The sequence below is a fragment of the Stenotrophomonas sp. PA-6-5C genome, from assembly GCF_021605635.1.
Taxonomy (GTDB): Bacteria; Pseudomonadota; Gammaproteobacteria; order Xanthomonadales; family Xanthomonadaceae; genus Stenotrophomonas; species Stenotrophomonas lactitubi.
Genome location: NZ_WKEE01000001.1, coordinates 129627 through 155021 on the forward strand (window position 1 = coordinate 129627; position 25395 = coordinate 155021).

The 25395-nt window shown below is 67.4% G+C and carries 24 protein-coding genes; 10 read left to right on the forward strand and 14 right to left on the reverse strand.

What is annotated here, in order from left to right; genetic code table 11:
- Positions 1-14: 14 nt before the first annotated feature.
- Positions 15-1499 (forward strand): esterase-like activity of phytase family protein, encoded by a 1485-nt coding sequence (locus GIW57_RS00585; RefSeq protein WP_236508846.1) that lies wholly within the window; start codon positions 15-17, stop codon positions 1497-1499.
- 97 nt (positions 1500-1596) lie between these two features.
- Here the strand turns inward: GIW57_RS00585 and GIW57_RS00590 are convergent, their stop codons facing one another.
- The 9 genes from GIW57_RS00590 to GIW57_RS00630 form a co-directional block, all read right to left on the reverse strand.
- Positions 1597-2361, reverse strand: a complete 765-nt coding sequence (locus tag GIW57_RS00590) for a 2,3-dihydro-2,3-dihydroxybenzoate dehydrogenase (protein WP_236508847.1) — start codon at positions 2359-2361, stop codon at positions 1597-1599.
- Positions 2352-6230: an amino acid adenylation domain-containing protein gene (locus GIW57_RS00595; protein WP_236508848.1), complete on the reverse strand. Its 3879-nt coding sequence runs from the start codon at positions 6228-6230 to the stop codon at positions 2352-2354. The genes GIW57_RS00590 and GIW57_RS00595 overlap by 10 nt, the downstream gene beginning before the upstream one ends.
- Positions 6227-6484 (reverse strand): phosphopantetheine-binding protein, encoded by a 258-nt coding sequence (locus tag GIW57_RS00600; RefSeq protein WP_100465617.1) that lies wholly within the window; start codon positions 6482-6484, stop codon positions 6227-6229. Before GIW57_RS00600 ends, GIW57_RS00595 begins: the two co-directional genes overlap by 4 nt.
- Positions 6484-7116, reverse strand: a complete 633-nt coding sequence (locus tag GIW57_RS00605; RefSeq protein ID WP_100465618.1) for an isochorismatase family protein — start codon at positions 7114-7116, stop codon at positions 6484-6486. Before GIW57_RS00605 ends, GIW57_RS00600 begins: the two co-directional genes overlap by 1 nt.
- Positions 7116-8768: an AMP-binding protein gene (locus GIW57_RS00610; RefSeq protein ID WP_236508849.1), complete on the reverse strand. Its 1653-nt coding sequence runs from the start codon at positions 8766-8768 to the stop codon at positions 7116-7118. The genes GIW57_RS00605 and GIW57_RS00610 overlap by 1 nt, the downstream gene beginning before the upstream one ends.
- Complete coding sequence (locus GIW57_RS00615) at positions 8765-9958, reverse strand: isochorismate synthase (RefSeq protein ID WP_236508850.1); 1194 nt, start codon at positions 9956-9958, stop codon at positions 8765-8767. Before GIW57_RS00615 ends, GIW57_RS00610 begins: the two co-directional genes overlap by 4 nt.
- Positions 9955-11151: an MFS transporter gene (locus GIW57_RS00620; protein WP_236508851.1), complete on the reverse strand. Its 1197-nt coding sequence runs from the start codon at positions 11149-11151 to the stop codon at positions 9955-9957. The genes GIW57_RS00615 and GIW57_RS00620 overlap by 4 nt, the downstream gene beginning before the upstream one ends.
- A gap of 152 nt (positions 11152-11303) precedes the next feature.
- Positions 11304-11633 (reverse strand): DUF3817 domain-containing protein, encoded by a 330-nt coding sequence (locus GIW57_RS00625; RefSeq protein WP_236508852.1) that lies wholly within the window; start codon positions 11631-11633, stop codon positions 11304-11306.
- Positions 11634-11754: 121 nt separating this feature from the next.
- A complete protein-coding gene (locus GIW57_RS00630) occupies positions 11755-12690 on the reverse strand; it encodes a TIGR03571 family LLM class oxidoreductase (RefSeq protein ID WP_236508853.1) in 936 nt (311 codons plus the stop codon).
- A 54-nt stretch (positions 12691-12744) separates the two neighbouring features.
- Between GIW57_RS00630 and GIW57_RS00635 the strand changes: the two genes are divergently transcribed.
- The 5 genes from GIW57_RS00635 (at position 12745) to GIW57_RS00655 (ending at position 16590) form a co-directional block, all read left to right on the forward strand.
- Positions 12745-13224: a GNAT family N-acetyltransferase gene (locus GIW57_RS00635; RefSeq protein ID WP_236508854.1), complete on the forward strand. Its 480-nt coding sequence runs from the start codon at positions 12745-12747 to the stop codon at positions 13222-13224.
- A gap of 100 nt (positions 13225-13324) precedes the next feature.
- Positions 13325-14848 (forward strand): thioredoxin family protein, encoded by a 1524-nt coding sequence (locus GIW57_RS00640; protein ID WP_236508855.1) that lies wholly within the window; start codon positions 13325-13327, stop codon positions 14846-14848.
- 202 nt (positions 14849-15050) lie between these two features.
- On the forward strand, positions 15051-15680 hold the full coding sequence (locus GIW57_RS00645; RefSeq protein WP_236508856.1) for a superoxide dismutase: 630 nt from the start codon (positions 15051-15053) through the stop codon (positions 15678-15680).
- A complete protein-coding gene (locus GIW57_RS00650) occupies positions 15677-16252 on the forward strand; it encodes a flavin reductase family protein (protein WP_236508857.1) in 576 nt (191 codons plus the stop codon). Before GIW57_RS00645 ends, GIW57_RS00650 begins: the two co-directional genes overlap by 4 nt.
- Complete coding sequence (locus tag GIW57_RS00655; protein WP_089235888.1) at positions 16252-16590, forward strand: tetratricopeptide repeat protein; 339 nt, start codon at positions 16252-16254, stop codon at positions 16588-16590. The genes GIW57_RS00650 and GIW57_RS00655 overlap by 1 nt, the downstream gene beginning before the upstream one ends.
- A gap of 4 nt (positions 16591-16594) precedes the next feature.
- Here GIW57_RS00655 and GIW57_RS00660 read toward each other — a convergent pair whose 3' ends face one another.
- Together GIW57_RS00660 and GIW57_RS00665 are read right to left on the reverse strand one after the other, a co-directional pair.
- On the reverse strand, positions 16595-17743 hold the full coding sequence (locus tag GIW57_RS00660) for an acyl-CoA desaturase (protein WP_236508858.1): 1149 nt from the start codon (positions 17741-17743) through the stop codon (positions 16595-16597).
- A 13-nt stretch (positions 17744-17756) separates the two neighbouring features.
- A complete protein-coding gene (locus GIW57_RS00665; RefSeq protein WP_236508859.1) occupies positions 17757-18866 on the reverse strand; it encodes a ferredoxin reductase in 1110 nt (369 codons plus the stop codon).
- Positions 18867-18919: 53 nt separating this feature from the next.
- On the opposite strand from GIW57_RS00665, the gene fabR reads away from it, so the two are divergent.
- The 3 genes from fabR (at position 18920) to GIW57_RS00680 (ending at position 22458) form a co-directional block, all read left to right on the forward strand.
- Positions 18920-19576 (forward strand): HTH-type transcriptional repressor FabR, encoded by a 657-nt coding sequence (gene fabR, locus GIW57_RS00670; RefSeq protein WP_033831321.1) that lies wholly within the window; start codon positions 18920-18922, stop codon positions 19574-19576.
- 196 nt (positions 19577-19772) lie between these two features.
- Positions 19773-21932 (forward strand): TonB-dependent receptor, encoded by a 2160-nt coding sequence (locus GIW57_RS00675; RefSeq protein ID WP_236508860.1) that lies wholly within the window; start codon positions 19773-19775, stop codon positions 21930-21932.
- The gene (locus GIW57_RS00680) at positions 21922-22458 is read left to right on the forward strand and encodes a thioredoxin-like domain-containing protein (RefSeq protein WP_236508861.1); all 537 of its coding nucleotides are present in this window, start codon (positions 21922-21924) and stop codon (positions 22456-22458) included. The genes GIW57_RS00675 and GIW57_RS00680 overlap by 11 nt, the downstream gene beginning before the upstream one ends.
- Before the next feature lie 150 nt (positions 22459-22608).
- Here GIW57_RS00680 and mntR read toward each other — a convergent pair whose 3' ends face one another.
- Positions 22609-23073 (reverse strand): manganese-binding transcriptional regulator MntR, encoded by a 465-nt coding sequence (gene mntR, locus GIW57_RS00685; protein WP_089235893.1) that lies wholly within the window; start codon positions 23071-23073, stop codon positions 22609-22611.
- Positions 23074-23189: 116 nt separating this feature from the next.
- Here mntR and GIW57_RS00690 point away from each other — a divergent pair, with 116 nt between their 5' ends.
- Positions 23190-24521: an Nramp family divalent metal transporter gene (locus tag GIW57_RS00690; protein WP_236508862.1), complete on the forward strand. Its 1332-nt coding sequence runs from the start codon at positions 23190-23192 to the stop codon at positions 24519-24521.
- A 95-nt stretch (positions 24522-24616) separates the two neighbouring features.
- On the opposite strand, the gene GIW57_RS00695 is transcribed toward GIW57_RS00690, so the two are convergent.
- Positions 24617-24943, reverse strand: a complete 327-nt coding sequence (locus GIW57_RS00695; protein ID WP_236508863.1) for a thioredoxin family protein — start codon at positions 24941-24943, stop codon at positions 24617-24619.
- A complete protein-coding gene (locus GIW57_RS00700) occupies positions 24915-25394 on the reverse strand; it encodes a flavodoxin (protein WP_236508875.1) in 480 nt (159 codons plus the stop codon). The genes GIW57_RS00695 and GIW57_RS00700 overlap by 29 nt, the downstream gene beginning before the upstream one ends.
- Position 25395 lies beyond the last annotated feature (1 nt).

Sequence of the window (25395 nt, forward strand, 5' to 3'; positions counted from 1 at the left end):
CGAGGAGTCCATCGATGTCCGCTACTGCCCTGCTGTTGGCCGCGCTCTCGGTCAGCGGCTACAACGCACCGCACGAAGCCCACGGCATGCCACCACGCGCGGTGGACGTGGGCAGCTTCACCTATGTCGACAAGGGATTGGTCGCCGCCGGACGATTGCCGGCCGGCACCGTGGATTTCCTCGGCGATACGCTGGGCTCGTTCTCGTCGCTGGCGGTGCAGCCAGGCACGTGGCGACGCACCGCGCGAGGGTACGAGGGGGTGCTGTGGACCCTGCCCGACCGCGGCCGCAACGATCCGGAGGCCGGCCTGTTCTACGACTACGCCGGCCGCCTGGAGCGCATGAAGCTGCGCGTTGACTGGCCGCAGGGAGCATCCAAGGGCTTCGGCGTGGTGACGATGACGCCCGACAAGGGCCTGGTACTGAAGGACTACAACGGCCAGCCCTTCACCGGTGCCGACCCGGGGGATCACACGATCAACCAGCGGGGCGTGGTGCTGCCCTCGCCCGCCGTTGGCGCGGGGGCCGGCAAGGTCGCGCTCGATGCGGAATCCCTGCAGTTCACTGCCGACGGCCACTTCTACATCGGCGACGAGTACACCGCCAACGTCTACTACTTCGATGCACAGGGCCGGCTGCAGGGCGTGATCGTGCCGCCGCTGGCGATCCGGCCACAACGTGATGGCAAGCCTGCCTTTGGATCGTTGGCCGCGCCGCAGACCGGGCGCCGCAACAACCAGGGCGTGGAAGGCATGAGCCTGTCGCCCGACGGCACACGGCTGTTTGTTGCCCTGCAGAGTGCCTTGATCCAGGACAGCGCGCCGGGCAATGCCGCCGGCCGCATCAATACCCGCGTGCTGGTCTACGACGTATCTGCCAACCCGACGCCGACGCAACCGGTCGGCCATCATGTGATGATCCTGCCCGCCTATGCCCACGACGGCAAGGGCAAGCTCGACCGTACCGCTGCCCAGAGCGAGCTGCGTGCATTGGACAACGAGCGTTTCCTGATGCTGGCGCGCGATGGCAATGGCCTGGGCAAGGATGGCGATGACCCGATCGTGTACAAATCGGTGCTGCTGGTGAACGTGGCGCAGGCCTCCAATCTGGTGGATACGGAATATGAGGCCGGCACCGCATCGGTGCTGGCCGACCCGGCTGACGCCATGTTGAAGACCGGCATCGTACCCGCCCGGGTCAAAGAGGTGCTGAACCTGCTCGACCGGCCACAACTGGCCCAGGCCGGGCTGGATCTGGATACAGCGCGCGGTTCGCACCCGGGACTGCTGTCGGAGAAGTGGGAAGCGATGGACGTGTTGCCGGCGCTTGATCCAGAGCACCCGAACGACGTACTGCTGCTGATCGGCAACGACAATGACTTCATCGCCCGCAGCTGCCGCATGCAGGGCGAGCACTGCGACAGTGCGTACGACAACGACAACCGCGTGCTGGTCTATCGGCTCACCCTGCCGCAGCCACTACCCGTCACGCCACGATAGATTCTGTAGAGCCGAGCCCATGCTCGGCTGCTCTGCACGGAATGTTCCCGCATTGAGTAATAAGCCGAGCATGGGCTCGGCTCTACAGAGTGCATTCCTACCCGCGCAGCGTGGCGCCACCATCCACGTACAGGTCACTCATCGCCACGTGCCCGGCCTGCTCGGACAGCAGGAACATCACCGCCTGTGCGATGTCCTCCGGCGTGGCCAGCTTGCGCAAGGGGATGCCCGCTTTGTAGGTCGCCGGATTGCCAGCGATCACCCGCGCTGCGCCCTGCTCGTCTTCCCACATGCCGGTCTGCATCGGGGTCAACGTGGAGCCCGGCGCAACGATGTTGCAGCGGATGCCCAGTGGCGCCAGCTCCAGCCCCAGGCAGCGGGTGAACATCGTCGCCGCCGCCTTCGAGGCCGCATAGGCGGCCATGCCGTGCCGTGGCACACCCGCCGCGTTGGAGCTGACGGTCACGATGGCGCCTTGCCGGCGCGGTGACATCACCCGCGCTAGTGCACGACCGACATGGAACACACCATCGGCATTGACCGCGAATACCCTGCGCCAATCCGCGTCGCTGGTGTCCACGACTTCGCCGACATGCAGCACGCCGGCCACGCTGGCCGCCAGCGTGATCGGTCCCAACGTGGCTTCCACATGGTCGACCAGGGCGTCCACCGCCGCACCGTCGGTGACGTCGAGTGCGAAGGCCTGCACGCGCCCATCGTCGGTCGCCAGCGCAGGCCGCTCACGATCGGTCGCCACCACCCGGCATCCTGCGTCCAGCAGCTGCCCCACCAGTGCCGCGCCGATACCGCCCGCTGCGCCGGTCACCAGCGCCACGTTTCCTTCAAAACCGGTCAACTGCACGTTGCATTCTCCTGTTGCCTGTCCCATTGCTGCAGACGCGCCGACAACCACGGTGCCAGCTGTGCCACGGCATCGCGACCGGTCAGTTCGGCGTGCAGGAACGGCAGCTCGATGGCATCCACCTGCAGCGCATGGGCCTTCCACAGCGCGGACTGCAGTTGCGGCCTTGCCTGATGATCGCGTCCGGCGCGCACATGCGCCAGCGTTCCCACGAAGGGTCGGTGCTGGTGTTCGCGGATCAGTCGATTGGTTCCGGTCACCGCCCGCACCACGCCGTCGAGCACCACCTCGGGCAGGCTGCCCAGCGCGCTGCCGCCGCGCCGCAGGAAGGACAGGATGCGCGCGCGGTCGTCCAGCTCCGGATGCGCGTCAGGATCGTGCCCGGCGATGGCCAACAGCGCCCGCAGCGCCGCGATCGGGTCGGGCTCCGGTTCGGCCCGCCAACATTCGCTGGGATAGGCATCGAGCAGCACCAGTTCGCCGACCTCGCGGCCGATGTCATGCAGGCGCACCGCCATCGCCTGCGCAAGGATGCCACCCACCGACCAGCCGAGCAGATGGATCGGCCCCTGCGGCTGCAGCGTGATCACCCGCTGCACATAGTCATTGGCCATGGCCTCGATGCTGCCTGGCAGGGGTTGCGTGGGATCGAGTGCAGGTGATTGCAGGCCGTACACCGCGCGCGTCGGTTGCAGCGCACGGGCAAGCGCGCGGTAGTTCCATGCAATGCCCCCGGCCGGGTGCAGCACGAACAAGGGCGCCACGGTTGACTCGTCGGACGCGGACAGCGCAATCACCGGGCCCAACGCGTGATCGGCGCGTGCGGGCGGCTCGGCAATGCGTGCCGCCAGCGCGGCAACGGTCGGCTGCGCGAACAGCGCGCCGAGACCCAGCTCGCAACGCCAGCGCTGCTCGATGGCCAGCAGCAGGTGCACGGCCGACAGCGAGTCGCCACCGAGACTGAAGAAATCCACATCGACGGCTACCGGCGCTTCACGTCCCAGCGCCTGCGCGAACAGCCCGGCCAGTTCCTGTTCCAGCGGCGTGCGTGCCGCCTGCCCTGCGACTTCCTGCTGCGGCGGCTTCGGCAGCGCAGCCCGATCCAGCTTGCCATTGGCAGTCACCGGCCACTGATCCACGCCGACGAACGCAGACGGCACCATGTAGTCCGGCACCCGCGTCAGCAGATGGTTGCGCAGCACCGCTACATCCGCCTGCGTCGACGGCACATAGGCGACCAGTCGTGCCTCACCGGGAAGATCATCGCGCAACAACACTTCCACCCGGTCCATGCCAGGCAGCTCGCGCAGCGCCGCTTCGATCTCGCCCAGCTCGATGCGCAGGCCGCGCAGTTTCACTTGGTGGTCGCTGCGCCCCAGGTATTCGACAGCACCGTCGGACCGCCAGCGCGCCACGTCGCCAGTACGATAGATGCGCTCCCCCGGCAGGAACGGATCGGCCAGGAAGCGCTCGGCCGTCAGGTTGTCGCGGCCAAGATAGCCACGCGCCAACTGCACACCGCCAAGGTAAAGGTCACCTGCCACTCCCACCGGCACGGGCTGCATCCGTGCGTCCAGCACATACAGGCGGGTGTTCCAGACCGGGAAGCCGATCGGCACCGGGCGCGAGCAATCATCGGCCGACGCCGGCCACCAGCTCACGTCCACAGCAGCTTCGGTCGGCCCGTACAGGTTGTGCAGTTCGGATTTCATTCTCGCGTGGAAGCGATCACGCAGGGCGGCATCCAGCGCCTCGCCACTGGTGAACACGCGCCGTAGCTGCAGATCCTGTGAGGCCGGTGCAGCCAGGAACGCATCCAGCATCGACGGTACGAAATGTGCAGTGGTGATGCCATGCACGCGGATCAATCGCGCCAGCTCGGTCGGGTCGCGGTGTGCGTCCGGCCCCGCCAGCACCAGCGTCGCGCCGCACAGCAGTGGCAGGAAGAATTCCCACACCGATACGTCGAAGGTTGCCGGGGTCTTCTGCAGAATCCGGTCGTCGGTGCCGATGCCGTAGTGCTCGCGCATCCACAGCAGGCGATTGACGATGGCGCGGTGCTCGATCACCACGCCCTTGGGCTCGCCGGTCGAACCAGAGGTATAGATCACATAGGCTGCATCGTCGCCCATCGGGCCCGGCCACGGTGCGGCGAAGCTCACATCGGTCCACTGCTCCGGCGGCAGCACCGGTACGTCTGCCATCCGGGATTGTGCGCTGGCCTCTGCCAGTACGCAGACCGGCTGCGCCGATGCCAGGATGCGCGCCAGGCGCTCAGCCGGATGGGCAAGGTCCAGTGGCAGGTAAGCGCCACCTGCGCGCAGTACCGCCAGCAGCGCCACCACCAGTTCCAGCGAACGCGGCAGCGCTACCGCGACGATGGTGGCCGGCCCCACGCCCAGCGAACGCAGCTGCGCGGCCAGGGCGAAGCTGCGCGCCTCCAGCGTGGCATGGTCCAGCGTCGTATCGCCGAACACCAGCGCCGGTGCAGACGGATCACGGTCCATGCCCTGCTGCAGCAGTTCGACCAGGGTGGTGTCAGGCAGCGGATGCGTGGTGGCATTGAAGCCATGCACGACCTGCCTGGATTCTTCCGGCGTGGCCAGCGGCACCGCCGCGATGTCTTCGGCCTGCAGCGCCACCGACACGAAATGCAGCAGTCGCCGGGCATGCGCCTTCACCTCGTGCAGATCGTACAGGGCGGGGTTCGCTTCAATCTCCAGATCCAGCAGGGTCTGTCCATCGCCACGGAAGCCCAGTGTCAAATCGTCCACCGGCCCGGTGCTCAGCACCTCCAGCGAGGCCCGCACACCCGGCAGCGCCAGCGGCTTGTAGAAGGGCTGTACGTTGATCAACGGCCCATGCAGGCGGTGCTGTGCACCGACCAGCCCAAGGTCACGACGCAACTGCTCGCCACGGTAGCGGCCATGCTTGCGGCCCTGGCTAAGCTGGCGCCCGATGCGCCGGCAGAATTCCTCGACGCTGTCCTCGCCGCCCGCCACCCGCAGCGGCAACACGTTCATCACCATCGCCGGCACCCGCGCCGCGACGCTGCCCAGCCGCGCCATGTAGGGCACGCCGAGCACGACTTCCCCGGACGCGCTCATGCGGCGCACATACTCGGCGGCCAATGCAGCGAGCACATCCGGCCACGGCTGCAGCCACGATGCCGAAACCTGCAGCAGACGCTCGCGGAAGGCAGGGTCCACCGGCTGCACCCAACGCACGGCATCGTCACTGGCAGCGGCCGTTCCGGCCAGGCCGGTGGAGGCCGGCGCGCCCTGCAGTGCCTGCAGCCACCACTGCCGGTCCGCGTCGCGGCGCGCATCACTGCGGTAGCTGGCATCGTCGGCCAGCACGCCCGCCAGCGCAGGCAACGCGCTACCGGTGCGGCCCGCATACAGCGCGCAGACACGGTCAGTGAACAGCGCCATGCCATAGCCATCGGTGGCCAGGTGATGCACGCGCAGATACCAGGCCCAGCGCTGGCCGCCAAGGTTGAACAGCACCTGCTGGCTCAGTCGGTCGCGGGTCGGATCAACTACGCTGGAGCGATCGGCCTGCATCGCGGCGCGTGCCGTCTGCTGCGGATCGGCCGCAGCAGCAACATCGCGCAGCTGCAGTGATGGCACCCGCGTGGATTCGTGCCATTGCACGGGCTGGCCGTCCTCGGCCTCGGCGAAACGCAATGCCAGCGCCTCGGCCTCGGCCGCGGCCTGATTGGCGGCGGCAGTGAACGCCGCCACATCCAGCGGACCCTCGATCCACACCGCATGCGCGGTATTGAACGCAGGGTTTTCCGGTGCCAGCCGCTGGGCAAACCACAGCCCGGCCTGCGCCTCGGTCAACGGCAGCGGCGATCCGTTCATGCCGTCTGCGAAGCCTGCAGCTGCTGCACCACGGTCCACCACTGCCGCAGCGTGGTGTGTTCGGCCAGCTGCGAGAACTCCAGTGGCAGCCCGGTGTTGCCCCAGGCCAGCACCAGCCCCAGCATGCGCATCGAATCCAGGTCCAGATCGATCAGGTTGTCATCGTCGCCGATGTCAGCCGCCTGGCAGTCCAGTACGCGGGCGACGTCGGCGCGCATGCGCTCCAGGGTCAAGGCTTCGGTCGTCGCGTTCATCACAATGCTTCCAGCAGCTGGTCGGTGGTCATCGGTACGCCGCAGGTGCGGGCGATCCAGTGCAGCGCCTGATCATGGTCGGCACGCGAGAAATCAGCCACGGCATCGGCAGCGATGAATGTCTCGATGTCGCGCTGGAACGCCTCCACTGCCGTGGCGGTGCATCCGATGTGCGCGTACACGCCGGTGATCAGCAGCTGATCGCGGCCACGCACGCGCATCAGTGTTTCCAGATTGCTGCGCTGGAACGCGCTGTAGCGGTGCTTGACCAGCACATGCTCGCCCGGCGCAGGTGCCAGCGCGTCGATGATCGGCTCGTGGTCGGCACGACGGCCCATGCCCGGGCCCCACAGGTCTGCCTGCAGGCCACGGTCACGACGGTCCTGGTCGCCGTGCTGGGCGGTGTAAAACACCGGAATGCCGTGCGTACGGCACTGCCCCAGCAGCCGCGCAATGTTGTCCACGGCTGGTCGCAGCGGCGCATTTCCCGCATCGAAGGCAGCGAGGAAGTAGCGCTGCATGTCGTGCACCAGCAAGGCAACACGATCACGTTGGGGGCGCCAGGCGCCACGCGCCTGCGGCAGTTCCGCGGCGGTCGGAAGGGAATACGGGGCAATACGGGGCAGCGCCATCAGCGCGTTCCTCCTGTCTGTTGCAGATGACGCGCACGCAGCTGCGCGCGCAGTTCGCGGCGGCTGATCTTGCCAACCGCCGTGGTATCGAAGCTGTCCACGAAGACAATCTGATCGGGCACCTTGAACGCGGCCAGGCCACGTCCGCGCATCCACGCCTTCAGCGCCGGTGCCTTGATCGCCTCGCCCTGCTGGATCACGAAGGCACAGCTGCGCTCGCCCAGATAGTCGTCGGGAATGGAGACCACGGCGGCATCGAACACGCTGGCATGGGCCAGCAGATGGTCTTCGATCTCCTCGGCGGAGATCTTCTCGCCGGCCCGGTTGATGTGGTCGCCGGCACGGCCCTGCACCACCAGGTAGCCGCCGGGCAGCTGCTGCACGCGGTCACCGGTGCGATAGAAGCCATCGTCGGTGAACGAGCGCGCATTCGCCGCCGCATCGTTGTGGTAACCGCGGATGGTGTACGGGCCCCGCGTGAGCAGATGGCCCACCTCGCCTTCGGCAACAGGCTGGTCATGGTCATCGACCACCCGCACTTCATCATCGGCGCTGATCGGCCGGCCCTGGCAGGCAACGATCAGTTCCTGCGGATCATCCAGCCGGGTGTAGTTGACCAGGCCTTCGGCCATGCCGAACACCTGCTGCAACGTGCAACCGAGCCCATCAATGACCCGCCGTGCGGCTTCCGGCACCAGCTTCGCGCCACCGACCTGCAGTACCTGCAGGCTGGACAGATCGTGCTTGCTGGTCGCCGCCGCCTGTGCCCACAGCAGCGCCAGCGGCGGTACCAGACCACAGCAGGTCACCTTCTCGCGCGCTATCAACGGGAATGCCGTGTCCGGACCGGGACCCGGGCTGAGCACCACGCGGGCACCGGCGTACAGCGCGCCGAAGAAGCCAGGTGAACTCATCGGGAAGTTGTGTGCCGCCGGCAGCGCGACCAGGTACACGCTGTCGCGGTCGATACCGCAGATTTCGTTGCTGGCGCGGAACGAGTAGATGTAATCGTCATGCGTGCGCGGAATCAGCTTTGACAGCCCCGTGCTGCCACCGGAAATCTGCAGGAACGCCACCGACTGCGGATCAGGATCGGCCGGCAGCTGGCTGCGGTCGCCCTGCAGCGAGTCCAGCGCAACAAATTCGGCTGCGTCGCCATCGATCAACACGTGGCGTACCGCTGGCACCTTCACCTGCAGCGCGCGCGCCAGGCCACGGTGGTCGAAGCCCTCATGTACATCGGTACTGATGTAGGCACTGGCCTCGGCCTTGCGGGCAAAATGGGCCAGCTCGGTAATGCGGTGCGCCGGCAGCGCGTACACCGGCACCAGCCCGGCGCGGAACAGCCCGCAGAGGGTACTGATGAAACTGGCGCTGTTGCCCAGCTGCACCAGCACGCGCTCCCCGGGTTGCAGGCCCAGCGCCAGCAGGCCGGCACCGATGCGCCCGGCCTCATGCCAGAGCTGCGCATAGCTCAAGCGCACATCGCCAGCCACCACCGCGATGTCATCGGCATGGCGCTCGGCGCGTTCGCGCAGGAAACCGGGGAAGGTTTCGCCACGCCAATGACCTGCAGCCCGATAGCGCGCGACCAGCGCGTCGGGCCATTGCTGCTGCAGCGGCAGGCGGGAGTCAACGGTGGACGGCGTCATGCGGATACCTCGATCAGGGGCAGCGGGTCCTGCACGCCCAGTGCGTTCAACAGCGCAGCGAATTTGGCGGCGGTCTCGGCGACCTCGGCGTCAGGCTGCGAGTCGGCGACGATGCCGGCGCCGGCATACAGGCGCAGCTGGGTGCCCTGCAGGCGCGCGCAGCGGATCGCCACATACCAGTCGCCGTCACCCTGTGCATCCAGCCAGCCCACGGCGCCGGCATAGAAGCCGCGCGGTACAGGTTCCAGCGCACGGATGCGCTGCAATGCCTCCAGCCGGGGGGTACCGCAGACGGCCGGGGTGGGATGCAGTTCGGCCAGCAGGGTCGCCGCCGAGGTGGCAGCGTCCTTCAGCGTGGCGTGGATGCGTGTTCCCAGATGCCACATGCTGGCGGTAGCGTGCAGCACCGGGCGCGGCTGCGCCTCGACGTGGCTGCACCAGGGCGACAGGCCATCGACGATGGCTTCAACCACATGGCGGTGTTCGTCGTGATCCTTTGCCGATGCCAGCAACGCCTGCGCGGCGCGCTCGTCGGCGACCGGATCGGCCCTGCGCCGCGCCGAACCAGCAAGCGGATGCGACAGTACCTGCGCACCGCGCTTGCGCAGCAGCAGCTCCGGCGTCGCGCCCACCAGCCACGCTGGCACCTGGCCGACGTCCACCGGCAGCGGCACGGCGTAGGTTGCCACCGAAGGATCGGTGCCCAGGCGGGCCAGCAGCATTTCCGGCGACAGCGCCTGCTGCGTGCGCGCCAACAGGCTGCGCGCCAGTACCACCTTGTGCAGCACCGGGTTGGGCGCGCGCATCGCGCTGACCGCGTCGGCCACTGCCGCAGCATAGTCCTGCGCGGACGGCTCGGCGGTCAGCCCTCCGGCCAACGCCGGCGCTGCCTGCAACTGCACGGGCAACGCCGGCAACAGACGCTCGGGCTGGTACAACGCATCATCGGCACGCGGCTCGAACGGCACCGCGCCGACCAGCAGGCCCGGCCCACCGCGCTGCTGCGCGAAGAACGTCGCCACACGCTCGGCCAACGTGGCCAGCGCGCCCGCCGGCAAGGGTGCGCGACAGCCCCGCGCGTGCATCTGTTGATCGGCCTGCCGCAGCAGGAACAACGATGCTTCTGCGCTGGGCTCCGGCAGCATCGACGCAGCCTCCGGCCACGCGCCCTGCATCAGGGAATCGTTCATGTCGTCTCCTTCATCCGATACGCTGCGGCCAGCACGCACAGCACCAGCAGCAGCACGCCGACCAGCAGATAAGGCAGGCTGGCCCCGCCGCGATACAACAGGGTGCCGAGCATCGGCCCGGCCACCATGCCCAGTCCCTGTGCCGCCGCGACCGTGCCAGCCGCCGCACCCTGTTCGTGCGCCTGCACCGCATCGGCGGCCAACGCCTGGAACGAGGGAAACACGAAGCCCATGCCGAACGCCGCGAGCGCGTAGGCCGCGGGCAACTGCCAGGTCTGCTGCACCGCGGCCACCGAAGCGAAGCCGATGCCGGCGATCAGTGCGCCGAGGATGATCCAGCGCCGGGGATGCACGTCCAGCTTCATCACCAGCCCCTGCGCAAGAATCAGGCCCACGCCCACTGCAGTCAGGGCGATGCCGGCCATGCGCGCGCCTTCGGCTGCATCCAGGCCGAAGCGATCGATGGCGAAGAAGCCAACTGTGACCTGCGCGATGGTGACCGACACCATCGCCACGAACGCGGCCATCTGCGGCAGGCGCAAGCGCGGGTCGAGGCGCGACAGTGGTACGCGCTTGCGGTTCTGCGCGGCAACCACCGGGGGCGTGGCCGGCAGGCGCCACGCCAGCAGGCCCAGCGCGAGCAGCGGCAGCAGCGCCGCCACGTACAGCGCCAACGGCAGGTTCTTGTAGGCAAGCCATCCGGCAGCAGCCGGGCCCAGCACCATGCCGAGCGCATTGGCGCTACCCAGCCGGGCCAGGAACTTCGTGCGTTGACCCGGCGGGGCCTGGTCTGCGATCAGCGCAGCGGCGGTTGGCGGCACGGCCGCATAGAACAGGCCCACCAGCCCGCGCGCACCTACCAGCACCAGTACCGAGACCAGCACCGGCGGTATCGTCTGCAGCGCGACATCGATGAACACCGCCAACGCGATGTAGACCAGCGTGTAGGCGCTCATGGCCAGCACCAGCACGCGCTTGCGGCCGATGCGATCGCTGAGCTGCCCCCAAGGGCGAGCGGCCAGCATCCACAACACACCCGCGGCCGTGACCGATAGACCGGCATGCCATTCAGACAGGCCCAGCAGGCGGACCACCGGGCCGATGACGGCGACGAAGGACATCATCGCCATGGTGCCGATCAGGGCAGCCAACACCAGCGCCGGCAAGCCGGGAACCACGGGACGTGCATGCATGGAACACCAACCGTAACCAAGGAGGGAACGCCGGGCGCTTCCGCACCCCGCACGACGTTGCCCTGTCAGGCAGCAACGCAATCCTTAAATGATAACGGCTCGCATTTGCATTTGATACCCATTCGCTTAACGGGCATGCACCCGCGGGTGCATCACTGCCCTGCGCGTACCGACAGCAGGCCGCGACGCTTGAACCACCACTCCAGCGGCAGGGTCACCAGCGGCGGAACCGCAGCCAGCAAGGCCAGCCCCGTCGCCCACCAGGGCCAGCGCAGGCGCAGCGCCGCAAACAGGGTTACCGCCACGTAGACCATGAACGCCACGCCATGCAGCGGTCCGAACAGCTTCACCAGCGCCACGTTGGCCTCCGGGCCGTATTTGAGCCACATGCCGACCAACAGACCGGCCCAGGTGATGGCCTCGATGAAGGCGACGATCGCGAACAGGCGTCCGGTCGGATGCAGCGGGTTGCGATGGGTCACGCAAGGCTCCAACAGTGGATGTCAAATGCGAATGATACGCAGATGCGAACGATCCGAACACCGAGGGTAGCGCCGGGCCATGCCCGGCGAACGGTAGAGCTGTGTCCACCAAGGTGGACACCTACCGAAGCGTATCCGGCAGGATCTGCTCGCCGATCTCACGCAGCACCTCGTCCGGCGGCCGGCCGTTGTCGACCAGGTTGAACATCACATGGGCCACGCCCTGCGCGTGCACCCGCAACAGGTAGTCGCGCAGGCCATCGCGCCCCACCTTCAGGCCCAGCGGCAGCGGTTCTGCCGGCGCAGCCGGGTCGGCCTGCAGGTCCAGCAGCATCGACTGCACGAACGGTTTCGGATCGCCGCCGCGCTGGGCCAGGGCATGCTGCCACAGACCAATGCGCCCTTCCTGCGCGGTTTCTTCGCGGTGATAGGTCGCCCAGCCTTCGGCTTCGCGCGCGATCCACTGCAGGCTCTGCCGTGCAGTACCGACCACCAGCATCGGAATGCGTCTGGCCGGCGCGGGAAGTACGTGGTACCCGCCGGTTGCCTGCATCACCGGCGCACGCTCGGATGGTTCGGGCGACAGTGCCGCACGCAGCAGCGACCAGCGTTCGCGGAAGGTCGCTGCCCTGCTTTCCAGATCCTCGCCGAATGCTGCGAACTCCTCAGGCCGATCACCCGAGCCCAGACCCAGCACGAAGCGTCCACCGCTGATCCGGTCCAGCGTCAGCGCCGACTTCGCCACCTGCAGCGGTTGCCGCAACGGCAGCACGATGGCCGCAGTGCCGACCACGATGCGTTCGGTCGCCGCGGCCAGCATGCCCAGCCACAGGAACGGATCATCCAGCGCACTGGCGGTCGCATCCGGCCCCTGCGGCACCATCAACGGCACATCGCGGGTCCACAGCGCGGCGAAACCCAGATCGTCGGCCAGCCGCGCGATGCGTCGTGCCTCATGTGGATCGGCCAGGCCGTGTGCGGCCACCGGCGTCATCAGGCCAAGGCTGAGGCCCTGCGTTGGGAACAAGCGTGCATGGGCGGGATTGAAATCAGTCATGCCGCCAGCTTAGCGTGGGGCATTGATGCCGTCCCGCCACAGGAAGTACAGCGCATGACCAGGATCCGCCCCGCCCACCTCGATGACCTGCCCGCGATCAGCGCGGTGTGCATGACGGCGTTCACTGCAGCCGTTGCGCCCATGCTCACCGCCGAGGGCATCGCCACGTTCGGCACGGTAGCCGCAGCCTCTGCGTTCGCCGAGCGGCTGCAGGGCGACAACCACATCCTTGTGGCCGAACAGGCAGACCAGGTGATGGGTGTGGTTGAGCTGAAGGCGGGTCAGCATCTGGCAATGCTGTTCGTTGCGCCGGAACTGCAGGGGCAAGGTATCGGCCGTGCCCTGCTGCAGGCGGTGCTGCCGCAGCTGCGTGGCCCGCAGATGACCGTGCGCGCCTCGCTCAACGCGGTGCCCGCCTACGAACACTATGGATTCGTGCTGGATGGTGACGTCGGCCAGTTCAACGGCCTGATCTACCAGCCGCTGGTGTTGACGGTGCCCGCTTCGGCGGGTGCGGACCTTGGTCGGCACTGATGTCCAGCCCACATGCCGTGCTGCGCGTGCGACATAAGCAAACTGCATCAGCCGGCATCCCGACCGTTCCTACAATGGCCCCATCACCCTGTCCTTCGAGATGCTGCCGATGCGCGTCGCGCTTTCCATGCTGCTGCTGGCCTCGGCCCTGAGCGCCTGCTCCCCCGCCTCCGCGCCGGTACCGACGGCGCAGGCGGCAGCCACCGCCCCGGCCTCCGCCATCCCCTGGCGCCAGGGCGATGTGGATGATGCCTTCAACGAAGCCGCCGAGAGTGGCAAGCCGGTGCTGCTGTACTGGGGCGCGGTGTGGTGCCCGCCGTGCAACCAGCTCAAGGCCGGGCTGTTCAAGGATCCGGCCTTCATCGCACTGACCGGCAAATTCGTGCCGGTGTACCTGGACGGCGACGAGGAAGGCGCGCAGGCGTGGGGCGAACGCTTCGGCGTGCGCGGCTATCCCACACTGATCGTGCTCGACCCGCAGCGCAACGAAATCACCCGCGTGGCCGGCGGCAACGACGCGGCCGAACTGACCCGGGCACTGACCGTCGCCGCCAGCCGCCGCAGCGCCGTCGCCGAGACTCTGGCCACCGCACTGGCGACGCCGGCCAAGCTTGGCGCCGAAGACTGGCAGGTGCTGGGTGACTACGGCTGGGAGGTCGATGCCAACCGCCTGGCCGGCAAGCGCAGCACCCAGGACGTGCTGCAGCAGCTGGCCAAGGCCGCACCCGAACCTGCGCTGCAGCGCCGCTTCGCACTGCTCGCGTTGGCTACAACCGAGAAACCAACGACAGCGCCCACCCAGGTACGCGAGTTGTTGCAGGCCGTGCTGGCGCAACCGGCGGAAGTACGTCGCAACCGCGAGCTGCTGGGCTATGCCGGCGCCGGGCTGGTCAAGCAGGCCAGCGCCGGTCCGGCCAGCACCAACGCCCTCGGCCAGCAGCTGCTGGTCGCGCTGGAACGCGCCGATGCCGCGCGTGGCGATCGCCCTGACGATGCCCTGTCACGCGCGCTGACCGAACTGGCGCTGGCCCGCCAGCAGCAGCCCGAAGGCGCGCTGCCGGCAGCCCTGGTTGAGCGGGTGAAGCAACGCGTGGCCGCCGCCGATGGCGCAGCCACGGACGCGCATGCGCGCCAGGCCACCATCAGCAGTGCCGTCTACGCGCTGCGTCAGGTCGATGACGATGCGGGCGCCGAGGCCTTGCTGCTGGCCGAGCTGAAGCGCAGCGAGCAGCCTTACTACTACATGCCGGAGCTGGCCGAACTCGCCGAGCAGCGCGGTGATACCGCCGGCGCCCTGGAATGGTTGAAGCGTGCCTACGAAGGCGCACAGGGGCCTGCCACGCGCGTGCAGTGGGGCGTGCTGTACGTGGAGGGCCTGCTGCGGCTGGCGCCGGATGATGCAGCGCGCATCGAGCAGGCCACCGAGGCGTTGATCGCCGAGCTGGACAAGCAGCCGTCCGGCTACCACCAGCGCACGCGTCAGCGCTTCGAACGGCTGGCCGGACAGCTGCAGGCGTGGAGCGCGAAGCACAAGGGTGCGGAGACGCTGGCGCGGTTGCAGCAGCGGATGCAGACCGCCTGTGGTGATCAGGTTGATAGCGCGTGCAAGGATTGGTTGAGTTGACGCCAGACGCAGGATTCGACGGATACAGGTAGTGCCGGCCGTTCCCGCCGCCACCGGACAATTTCCTGCGGGCGCGGACGGCGCATCACCACGCCGGTGAGGGTTCGAAAAGCGGTTGCCCGCTTGACCTCAACCAATGTTGAGGTGCGATAACAGTCTCCCCACGGCCACACCCCTGGCCTTCCCCACGGAGACTGTCTCGATGCCGTACTCGCTTCCCGCCCTCCCCTATGCCTACGATGCCCTCGAACCGCACTTCGATGCGCGCACGATGGAAATCCACCACGGCAAGCACCACCAGACCTACGTCAACAACCTCAATGCCGCGCTGGAACAGGCGGGCCTGCCGGCGCAGCCGGTGGAAACCCTGATCGCCGATCTGGATGCCCTGCCCGAATCGATCCGCGGCGCAGTGCGCAACAACGGCGGCGGCCACGCCAACCACAGCCTGTTCTGGACCGTGCTCAGTGCCAACGGCGGCACCGCCGATGACGAACTTGCCGCGGCCATCGATCGCGACCTCGGCGGCTACCAGGCCTTCAAGGAAACCTTCAGCAAGGCCGCGCAGACCCGCTTCGGCAGTGGCTGGGCATGGTTGACCGTCGACCGCGACGGCCGCCTGCAGGTCGAAAGCAGCGCCAACCAGGACAGCCCCCTGATGGGCGCAGCGGCTGGCGCCTCCGGCAATACCCCGATCCTTGCCCTGGACGTCTGGGAGCACGCCTACTACCTGCATTACCAGAACCGCCGCCCGGACTACATCGGCGCGTTCTTCAACCTCATCAACTGGGCCGAAGTCGGCCGGCGCTACCGCCAGGCCAGGGCCGCATGAACGCGGACTCCGGTGCATACGCCGGGCCGTGGGCAGGGGTCTTCCCCGCTCCGGCACCGGTGCCGTCGGTCAGCCTGCCGCCGCGTGCGCTGCGGCGATTGCTCGGCCATTTCCCTACCGGTGTGGCGATCGTCTGCGCGCGTGATGCACAGGGAAAGCCGCAGGGCCTGACCATCAATTCGTTCGTGCCGATCTCGCTGCAGCCGCCACTGGTGCTGTGGAACCTGGCCCTGCATGCGCAGAGCCTGTCCACGTTCCAGCGCGCCACCCGGTTCGCGATCAGCGTGCTCGGCGCCGGACAGGAAGCCCTGGCGCGCCGTTTCGCCGACCCGCAGGTGCGCCATCGATTCACCGACGTGCCCTTGCTGGAAGACGGCGAGGACGCGCCACCGCGGATCGCCGGTGCCGTCGTCCACCTCACCTGCACCCGCCACGCGCAGTGGCCGGTCGGCGATCACCTGCTGCTGGCCGGGCGCATCGTCGATGTACAGGAAGAAGGCGGCGCACCGCTGCTGTTCCATCGCGGACGCTTCCAGGCGGGGCCGGTGGAAACTCTGGTGGAGGTGCGCTGATGGACATCAACACGCTGGAAAAGATGCTCGCTGCCGGCAAGGACAGCGCGCTGCTGCGCTTCGGCCTGGGCAAAAGCTGGCTGGACGCCGGCGATCCGGTGCGCGCAGCCACCCACTTGGGCCGCTGCGTGGTGCTGGACCCGGATTATTCGGCGGCGTGGAAGCTGCTGGGCAAGGCATGGCTGGCCGGTGGCCAGCCGCAGGCGGCGCGCGAAGCGTGGCAGCGCGGTCTCAGCGTGGCCGGCAGCAAGGGCGACCAGCAGGCCCGCAAGGAGATGCAGGTGTTCCTGCGCAGGCTGGACCGAGAGTCGCCTGCGCTGTTGGCGAAGGCCGGCTGAACAATCAGCCGGCGTTGGCCGATGCCGGTGCCGGCATGATGTCCGGCATCGGCAGGCGGCGCGGCTTGCTCGGGAACGCGTGGCGCAGGATGCGCCAGACCACCTGGGTGAACTGCCGCGGCAGCGAGCCGTTGTTGTAGTGCTGGCCGTAACGACGGCAGATATCCTTCACTTCCTTGGCGATCGCCGCATAGCGATTGGCCGGCAGATCCGGATAGAAGTGGTGCTCGATCTGGTGGCTGAGGTTGCCCGACAGCACGTTGATCACGAAACCGCCGCTGATGTTGGACGAACCGCGCAGCTGGCGCAGGTACCAGTGGCCGCGCGATTCATTGCGCAGGCATTCCTTCGGGAACGTTTCCGATTCGGCAGTGAAGTGCCCACAGAAGATGATCACGTAGGTCCAGATGTTGCGCAGGCCGTTGGCCACCAGGTTGCCCAGCAACACCGGCAGGAAGAACGGACCGGCCAGCAGCGGGAAGAACACATAGTCCTTCAGCACCTGGCGGATCATCTTGCGTGCCACCGGACGGGTCTGCAGCCACATCGCGCGGCTGCTGATGCGGCCCTTGAACCAGCGGCCCAGGCGCAGATCCTGCGCGGCCACGCCCCACTGGAACAGCAGCGCAAAGATCGGTGCGATGATCGGCTGCAGCAGGTAGAACGGCTTCCAGCGCTGTTCCGGGAAGATGCGCAGCAGGCCATAGCCGATGTCATCGTCCATGCCACGCACGTTGGTGTAGGTGTGGTGGCGGAAATTATGGGTCTTGCGCCAGTTGTCGGCGGTGGCAACGATGTCCCATTCGTAGGTGTTGCCGTTGAGCTTGGGGTCGCCGGTCCAGTCGTACTGGCCATGCATGACGTTGTGGCCCAGCTCCATGTTCTCCAGGATCTTGGCCAGCGCCAGCAGCAGGGTGCCGGCGATGCAGGCCGGCCACAACAGCGGCGCCCAGAACAACGGCGAGAACGCGCCCAGGAACAGCAGGCTGCGGCCAAGCACGCCGGACCAGCGCACAGCAGCTGCGACGCGGCGGATGTAGCGGGTGTCGGACGCGCCGAGGCTGCCGATCACACGGTCGCGGATCGCATCGAGTTCCTCACCAAACGTCTGCATCTCGGCAGGGCTCAGGGCACGGTCGGTAGCGCGGGTCATGGCAGCGGGGTCCTCAGAGATCCAGGGTCAGGTCGGTGGTCGGCGCGCTCACGCAGATCCGCACCGGCACGGCCGTTTCGGACTGGGTGTCGCCGGTGCGCAGGTGGCGGGTGGTGCCACTGACGCGTTCACAGGTGCAGCTGTTGCAGATGCCCATGCGGCAGCCGTGCTTGGGCGCGATGCCCTGCGCCTCCAGGCTTTCCAGCAGCGAGCGGCCACGCGGCACGATCAGCCTCCGGCCGCTGCGGGCCAGGGTCAATGCGACTTCACCCAGACTGTCGGCATCACTGAGTGCTGCCGGCGGGGTAATGGCTTCCGCCTGAAAACCAGCCACCTGCTGGGCCAAACGCGTGCGCGCAGCGGCAACGAAACCGTCCGGGCCGCAGGCCAGTACGTGGCGCTGCGCCAGCGGCGTGTCGTCACCGGTCACGGCCAGCGTGTGGCTGTCGATACGCGCAGCGGGCACGTCGCCTTCGCGGGTGGCCAGCAGGTGCACGCGCAGGTTCGGATGCGCCGCAGCCAGGGCCAGCAGTTCATCGCGGAACTGGAACGCCGCGGTGCTGCGCTCCCAGTAGAACAGGTCGACCGGCGCAGCCAGCGGGCGCTGGCAGGCGTCGCGCAGCAGGCTGCGCATGGGCGTGATGCCGCTACCAGCTGCCAGCAGCAATACCGGCGCGGCGGCAGGCATGTGGAAATCACCGAAGGCCGCGTCCAGCCGGAACAGCTCGCCCGGTTTGGCATGTGCGACCAGATGCTGGCTGACCTTGCCGCCGTCCACCGCCTTGACGGTAATGGCCAGCTCGCGGCGGCCCAGGCGGGTCGGGCTGTAGCTGCGGCGCAATACACGCCCCTCAAGCTCAACGCCGAGGGTGACGTGCTGGCCGGCGCGCATCCCGGCCCAGTGCCGGTTGCAGCGCAGGACCAGGGTCGCAGCGCCCTCGCCGGCCGGCTCGCGCCGTACCAGGCGGGCCATCGGCTCACGCAGGGTCCACAACGGATTCAGCTGGCCCGCCCAGAAGTCGAACAGCGACGGCGACAGCCAGCGGTACGGAGAAAGCAGGGAAGGTCGGACGACAGCGCTCATGGGCGCACTATACGGCCGCACACACAGCTGTGTATACATGTGTATATTGCACCGGATTGGGTATGATTCAGCCTTGCCCCACCGGAAGTGCCATGGCCGCCGCCACCGTTCTGTCTCCGCCTGAAGATGCCAACAGCCCGGCCCGCCGTACGGTGAGCCGCGAGGATCTGTTGGCCGCCGCGTTGAAACTGATCGGCCCGCATCGCAGCCTGTCCACCCTCAGCCTGCGCGAAGTCGCGCGCGAGGCCGGCATCGCACCCAACAGTTTCTATCGACAGTTCCGCGACATGGACGAACTGGCCGTCGCCCTGATCGACGTGGCCGGGCGCTCACTGCGCACCATCATCGGCGAAGCCCGCCAGCGCGCTACGTCCAGCGCCACCAGCGTGGTGCGCGTGTCGGTGGAAACCTTCATGGAACAGCTGCGCGCCGACGACAAGCTGCTGCACGTGCTGTTGCGCGAAGGTGCGGTCGGCTCGGACGATTTCAAGCACGCGGTCGAACGCGAACTGCACTACTTCGAAGAAGAGCTGCAGCACGACCTGGTGCGCCTGGCCGCACTGGATGGCGCGGTGCTGTACAAGCCGGAACTGGTGTCGATGGCGATCACCCGGCTGGTGTTTGCAATGGGCGCTTCGGCCATGGACCAGCCTCCGGAGAACGACCCGGAACTGGTCGAACAGATCTCCACGATGATCCGCATGATCATCGTCGGCGCGCGCACTCCCGCCGCCTTCCGTCGCGGCTGACCCCTTCCGGTGCATGACCACCGGCACGCTTCCGTGCGCATTGTGTAATGTTATAACACTAGAATTCGAGTAAAGACCACGGTCCCGCCGCAAGCTGAAGCGACAGTATAGCAATTGCTATATTGATGACCTTCTGCTTTCATGTGCACCAGCCAGGTCGCCCTCGCCGCCCTCCCTCCCCAAGGACGACGCCCTCATGCGCATTGCTGCCTCCCTTCTTCGCCGGCTGCCGCTGGCTGCCGGTATCGCCGCCGCCCTGCCACTGGCCGCAGTCGCTGCACCGCCCTCACCCACCGAGCTGGACCGGGTGCAGGTGAAAGTCAGCACGGCCACGCGCAGCGAACGCCTGCTGTCGGACGTGCCGATCCGCACCGAAGTACTGCGCAAGGAAGATATCGCCCTGCGCGCGGCCACCGATTTCTCCCGCGCGGTGGAGCTGATCAACGGCCTGCGGGTGGAAAGCAACTGCCAGAACTGCAACACCAGTGAAGTGCAGCTGCTGGGCCTTCCCGGTGCCTACAACCAGTTGCTGTTCGATGGCATTCCACTGCTGTCCACGCTGGGCAGCGTGTACGGGCTGGAACAGATTCCCGCCGGCTTCGTCGACCGCATCGAAGTGGTCAAGGGCGGTGGTTCGTCGCTGTACGGGCCGGGCGCGGTGGCCGGTGTCATCAATCTGATTCCGCCGCTGCCTGCACGCAGCGGTGGCCATGTGCAGGCCGGCGTGGATGTGCTGAAGGGCACGCCGCAGAAGAACGCCGACGTCCGTCTGGATCTGGTCGCCAGCGAAGCCGACGCCGGACTGTCGGTGATCGCCCAGCGCAACTGGAACAGCGGCATCGACTACAACGGCGACGGCTATACCGAGATCACCCGCAAGAACCTCAGGGTCGGTGGCCTGCAGGCCTGGTATGCACCGAATCCGGGCACGCGCCTGCGGCTGGACCTGCAGGTGACCGATGAGAGCCGTCGCGGTGGCAACCGCCTCGATCAGCCCGAACACCTGGCCAACATCGCCGAATCGCTGGATACGAACTACCGTCGCGGCAGCCTGTCATGGGACCAGGAAGTGAACAGCGACGTCGACTTCCGTCTGGCCTACGCCTTCGCCGACATCGACCGCGACAGCTTCTACGGCGGTCTTGGCGATGTGGTCACCGATCCATCGGCGCCCGGCTACGACCCTTCGCAGCTGGACCCGAACGTGCCCGGCAGTGCCGCATCACGCTCGTGGCGCCAGTACGGGCGCACCCACAACCCGCTGCACTACATCGACAGCCAGTTGAACTGGCGGTTGGGTTCACACACGCTTGCGTTCGGCGTGCAGTACAAGCATGAGGGCCTGCGTGACGACAACCGCAATGGCGCCGGCCAGCGCCTGGCCGTGCTCGAGGATGCGACGTTCCACAACCTCGGCGCGTTCGTGCAGGACGAATGGAGCGTACGTGATGACGTCGACCTGGTGCTGGGTGCGCGCGTGGACAAGAGTTCGGAACTGGACAGCGCCGTGTTCTCACCGCGTATCGCCCTCGCCTGGCAGGCGACACCCCGGCTGAAATGGCGTGCGGGCATCGCCACCGGCTTCCGTGCACCGGAAATCTTCGTCGAGGACGTCCACGTCGATACCCTCGGTGGCGAGCAGGTGCGCGTGCGCAACAGCCGGGGCCTGAAGGAGGAGCGCGCGCTGACCACGCTGTTCGGGTTCGACTGGCGCTCCGACCCGGCCGACCCGGTATGGAGCTGGGATGCCACCGCGTCCTACGCACGCATCCGTGACACCTTCGCGCTGGGCGAGATCCAGCGCGGCGATGATGGCCAGCTGACACAGCTGCGCTACAACGCGTCGGGTTCGAACGTACTGGGCATGGAAACCAACGTCGGCTGGCAGCCCTCTGCGCAATGGCGGCTGACGGCCGGTGCGTCGTGGTACCGCTCGCAGTTCCGCGAGCCGCAACGCATCTTCGATGACACCGCCGACGGCGGCGATACGGTGATCGACAGCCGCGACTACCTGAAGACGCCGCGCTGGACCGGCGTGGCCCAGCTCAGCTGGACGCCGGCCGAACCCTGGGAGACGTTCCTGGCGCTGCGCCACACCGGATCGATGCCGGTGCTCAACAACCGGCTGGGCGAACTGCACCGCACCCGCGCCTTCCTGGTCACCGATCTCGGCGCGCGCTGGCATCGCCATCTGGGCGCGCAGGCACAGCAGGAAGTGTCGGTGGCGGCCGGGGTCAAGAACGTGTTCGACCAACGGCAGAAGGATCTGGAAAGCGGCGCGCTGCGCGACAGCGACTACGTGTACGGTCCGCGTTTCGCCCGCTCGTGGTACGTGAACCTGCGTTATGCGTTCTAGGTGGCTGCCCGCACTGCTGCTGGCACTGGCATCGCCGGCGGCGGCGGCCGACCTGCACGCGCAGGTCTCCGCATCGCTGATGCGGCCCGAGCCACGTTCCCTGCGGCCGGTGCAGTGGTCGCCACCGCCGAAGCTGATCGCGCTGTACTTCGGTGCCGACTGGTGCGCGCCCTGCCACGCCTTCGTGCCGACCCTGCGCGGCGTGCGCGACGCGCTGCGCGAGGCCGGCGCCGATACCGAAGTGGTGTATGTCAGCCTGGATGAAAGCGAGGCGGCGTTGCGGCGCTACATGCAGCTGCAGGACATGTCGTGGCCGGTGCTGGACCCGCGTCGCGCGAAGCGCATGCCGGCGCTGCAGGCATTGGCAGGCCTGGCCCCGCCCAACCTGGTGCTGATCGATGCGCAGGGCACGGTGCTGGCCAATGGCTGGCAGGGGCGGCGCTACAGCGGGCTGCAACCGGTATTGCAGGAATGGCGGAAGCAGGCGTGTGCTCAGGAACAGGCGCGCTGCCCTCCTGAATTGTAGAGTCGAGCCATGCTCGACTCATTTCATCACCGCGCGAACAGCAGCCGAGCATGGCTCGGCTCTACAGAAAGCAGATTCCGCGAGTAGATCCACGCCATGCGTGGATGCACTCATTCCATACCGCGCGAACAGCAGTACAGAAACCGCGACTCAACCGCCCTCGGCCTTGCGCACGAATTCGTCGAACAGGGCCAGTGTCTGCTCACTGACATGGTGCTCGATGCCCTCGGCATCACGCCGCGCGGTATCCGGGTCCACGCCCAGCGCCAGCAGGAAGCGCTCCACGGTCTGGTGGCGCTGGCGGCTGGCATGGGCCAACGCCTCGCCCTCGGGGGTCAGGAACACGCCGCGGTATGGGCGCTGCACCACCCAGCCGTCGCGGGCCAGCCGGCGCAGCATCTTCGCCACGGTCGGCTGGGCCACGCCCAGGCGGGTGGCGATGTCGACCTGGCGGGCCTCGCCACCGTCGGCCAACAGATCGGAGATCAGCTCGACATAGTCCTCCACCAGTTCCATCCGGTGTGCCTCGCGCACTTGCCGGAAGCTCTCGACCTGGCGCTCGGCCTCGATCAAGGGGGTGCTTTTCAGCGATGTCGAATCGTCCGTCTTGCCCACGCGTGTGCCTGTCCTGCAGTTGTCATCGGGTGCGAACCTGAATTCTGGACCAGTGACGCAGTAAAGACGATTGTTTCACATTGCTATGCGATATAGCATTGGCTATATTGAAAGCCATGAACACCGTCGCACCCACCGATTCTGCCGCCTCCACTCCGGCCAGCCTGGGTGCGCTCAACGCTTCGATTGCCGTACCCGACAAAGGCCATTGGTGGTTCCGGCTGCTGGCCTTCCTTGGCCCGGGCTACATGGTGTCGGTCGGTTACATGGACCCGGGCAACTGGGCCACCGATCTGGCAGGCGGCTCGCGCTTCGGCTACCTGCTGCTGTCGGTCATCCTGATCTCCAACCTGATGGCGGTGATCCTGCAGGCGTTGTCGGCACGGCTGGGTATCGCTACCGGAATGGACCTGGCGCAGGCCTGCCGTGCGCGCTACCCCAAGCCGGTAAACCTGGCGCTGTGGGCGCTGTGCGAAGCGGCGATCATCGCCTGCGACCTGGCCGAAGTGATCGGTACGGCCATCGCCCTGAAACTGTTGTTCGACCTGCCATTGCTGTGGGGCGCGGTGATCACCGCACTGGACACGCTGCTGGTGCTGCTGTTGATGAACCGTGGTTTCCGCGCGCTGGAAGCCTTCGTGATCGCGCTGCTGCTGGTGATATTCGGCTGCTTCATGGTGCAGATCGCGCTGGCCGCGCCGCCGGTGATGCAGGTGCTGGGCGGTTTCATTCCGCGCGCGCAGGTGGTCACGGATCCGCACGCGCTGTACATCGCCATCGGCATCATCGGTGCCACGGTGATGCCGCACAACCTGTACCTGCATTCGTCCATCGTGCAGACCCGTGCCTATCCACGCACCGATGAAGGCCGTCGCAGCGCGCTGCGCTGGGCCGTCACCGACAGCACCGTTGCCTTGACCCTGGCGCTGTTCATCAACGCCAGCATCCTGATCCTGGCGGCGTCGGTGTTCCATGCCAATGGCCGCTTCGATGTGGAAGACATCGAGCAGGCGCACCAGTTGCTGGCACCGATGCTGGGCGTGGGCCTGGCCTCGACATTGTTCGCCGTGGCGCTGCTCGCGTCCGGCCTGAACTCCACGGTGACGGCGACACTGGCCGGGCAGATCGTGATGGAAGGGTTCCTGCGCCTGCGCCTGCCACCGTGGTTGCGGCGGTTGATCACCCGCGCGCTGGCCATCATCCCGGTGGTGGTGGTCATCATGCTGTTCGGTGACCAGGGCGCAGTGAAGCTGCTGGTGCTGAGCCAGGTGGTGCTGTCGATGCAGCTGCCGTTCGCAATCATCCCGCTGGTACGGATCGTGACCGACAATGTGACGATGGGCGCGCTGGTTGCCCCGCGTTGGCTGGGCGGCATCGCCTGGGTGATCGCGCTGGTGATCGTGGTGCTGAACGTGAAGTTGCTGGTGGATACGTTCGCTGGCGGTTGATCCGCGCGCCGTGGGAATCCGCCGGGCGTGGCCCGGCGCTACCGATGGCGACCTGCAGTAGATCCACGCCATGCGTGGATGTGGCATGACCGGGCCTACAGGAACTCCGCGATCGCCGCTTCGATCTGCTGCGGCGACTGGAAGCCCGGCATGCGCATGCGTTCGTCACCGTCCAGGAACAGCGACAGCGTGGGGGTCTGCCGCAGCCCCAGCTCGCGGAAGTACGCCTCTCCCACTACTTCCAGCTGCACCCGCAGCAGGGTCGTACCCTGCCCTGCAGTGCCGCTGGCCACCCGCTGCAGCGACATGTCCAGCATCCGGCAACCCGGGCACTGGTCCTTGTGGAAGTCCACCAGCGCGCGCGGGTGTTCGGCCAGCAACTGCTGGAACTGCTCAGGCGTGGTGGCGTCGATGATCTGCATCGGTGGTACTCCAGTAATGATCCAGGACCGCATCGATCCAGCGGTTGATGGCCGCGGCATGCCGCCGGCCATGGGGCATCTGCTCGATCTCCAGCGGCGGGTAGCCACTGTCGAAATAGCGGATCAGCCGGTGCACCGCACCGCAGTAGTACTCCTGCCCCCACTGCGTTTCGCCGGTACCGAACACCGCCACCTGGCGCGGTCGCTGGCCGCGTTCGGCGATGCCTGCCACCCAGGCCTTCATCTCCGACGGCGTGCGCCCGGCGTTGTCGGTCCAGCAGCCCAGCAGCACCAGGTCGGCCTCGTCCACCGGCAGCGGCGGACACTGGCGCAGGTCGTCGGCGTCCTGCCAGTGCACGGCGTGGCCTGCGGCCCGGCAACGCTCGGCGATGTGGCGACCGAGCTCGCGGGTGTTGCCACTGAGCGACGCCACCACGATCAGGATGCGCAGC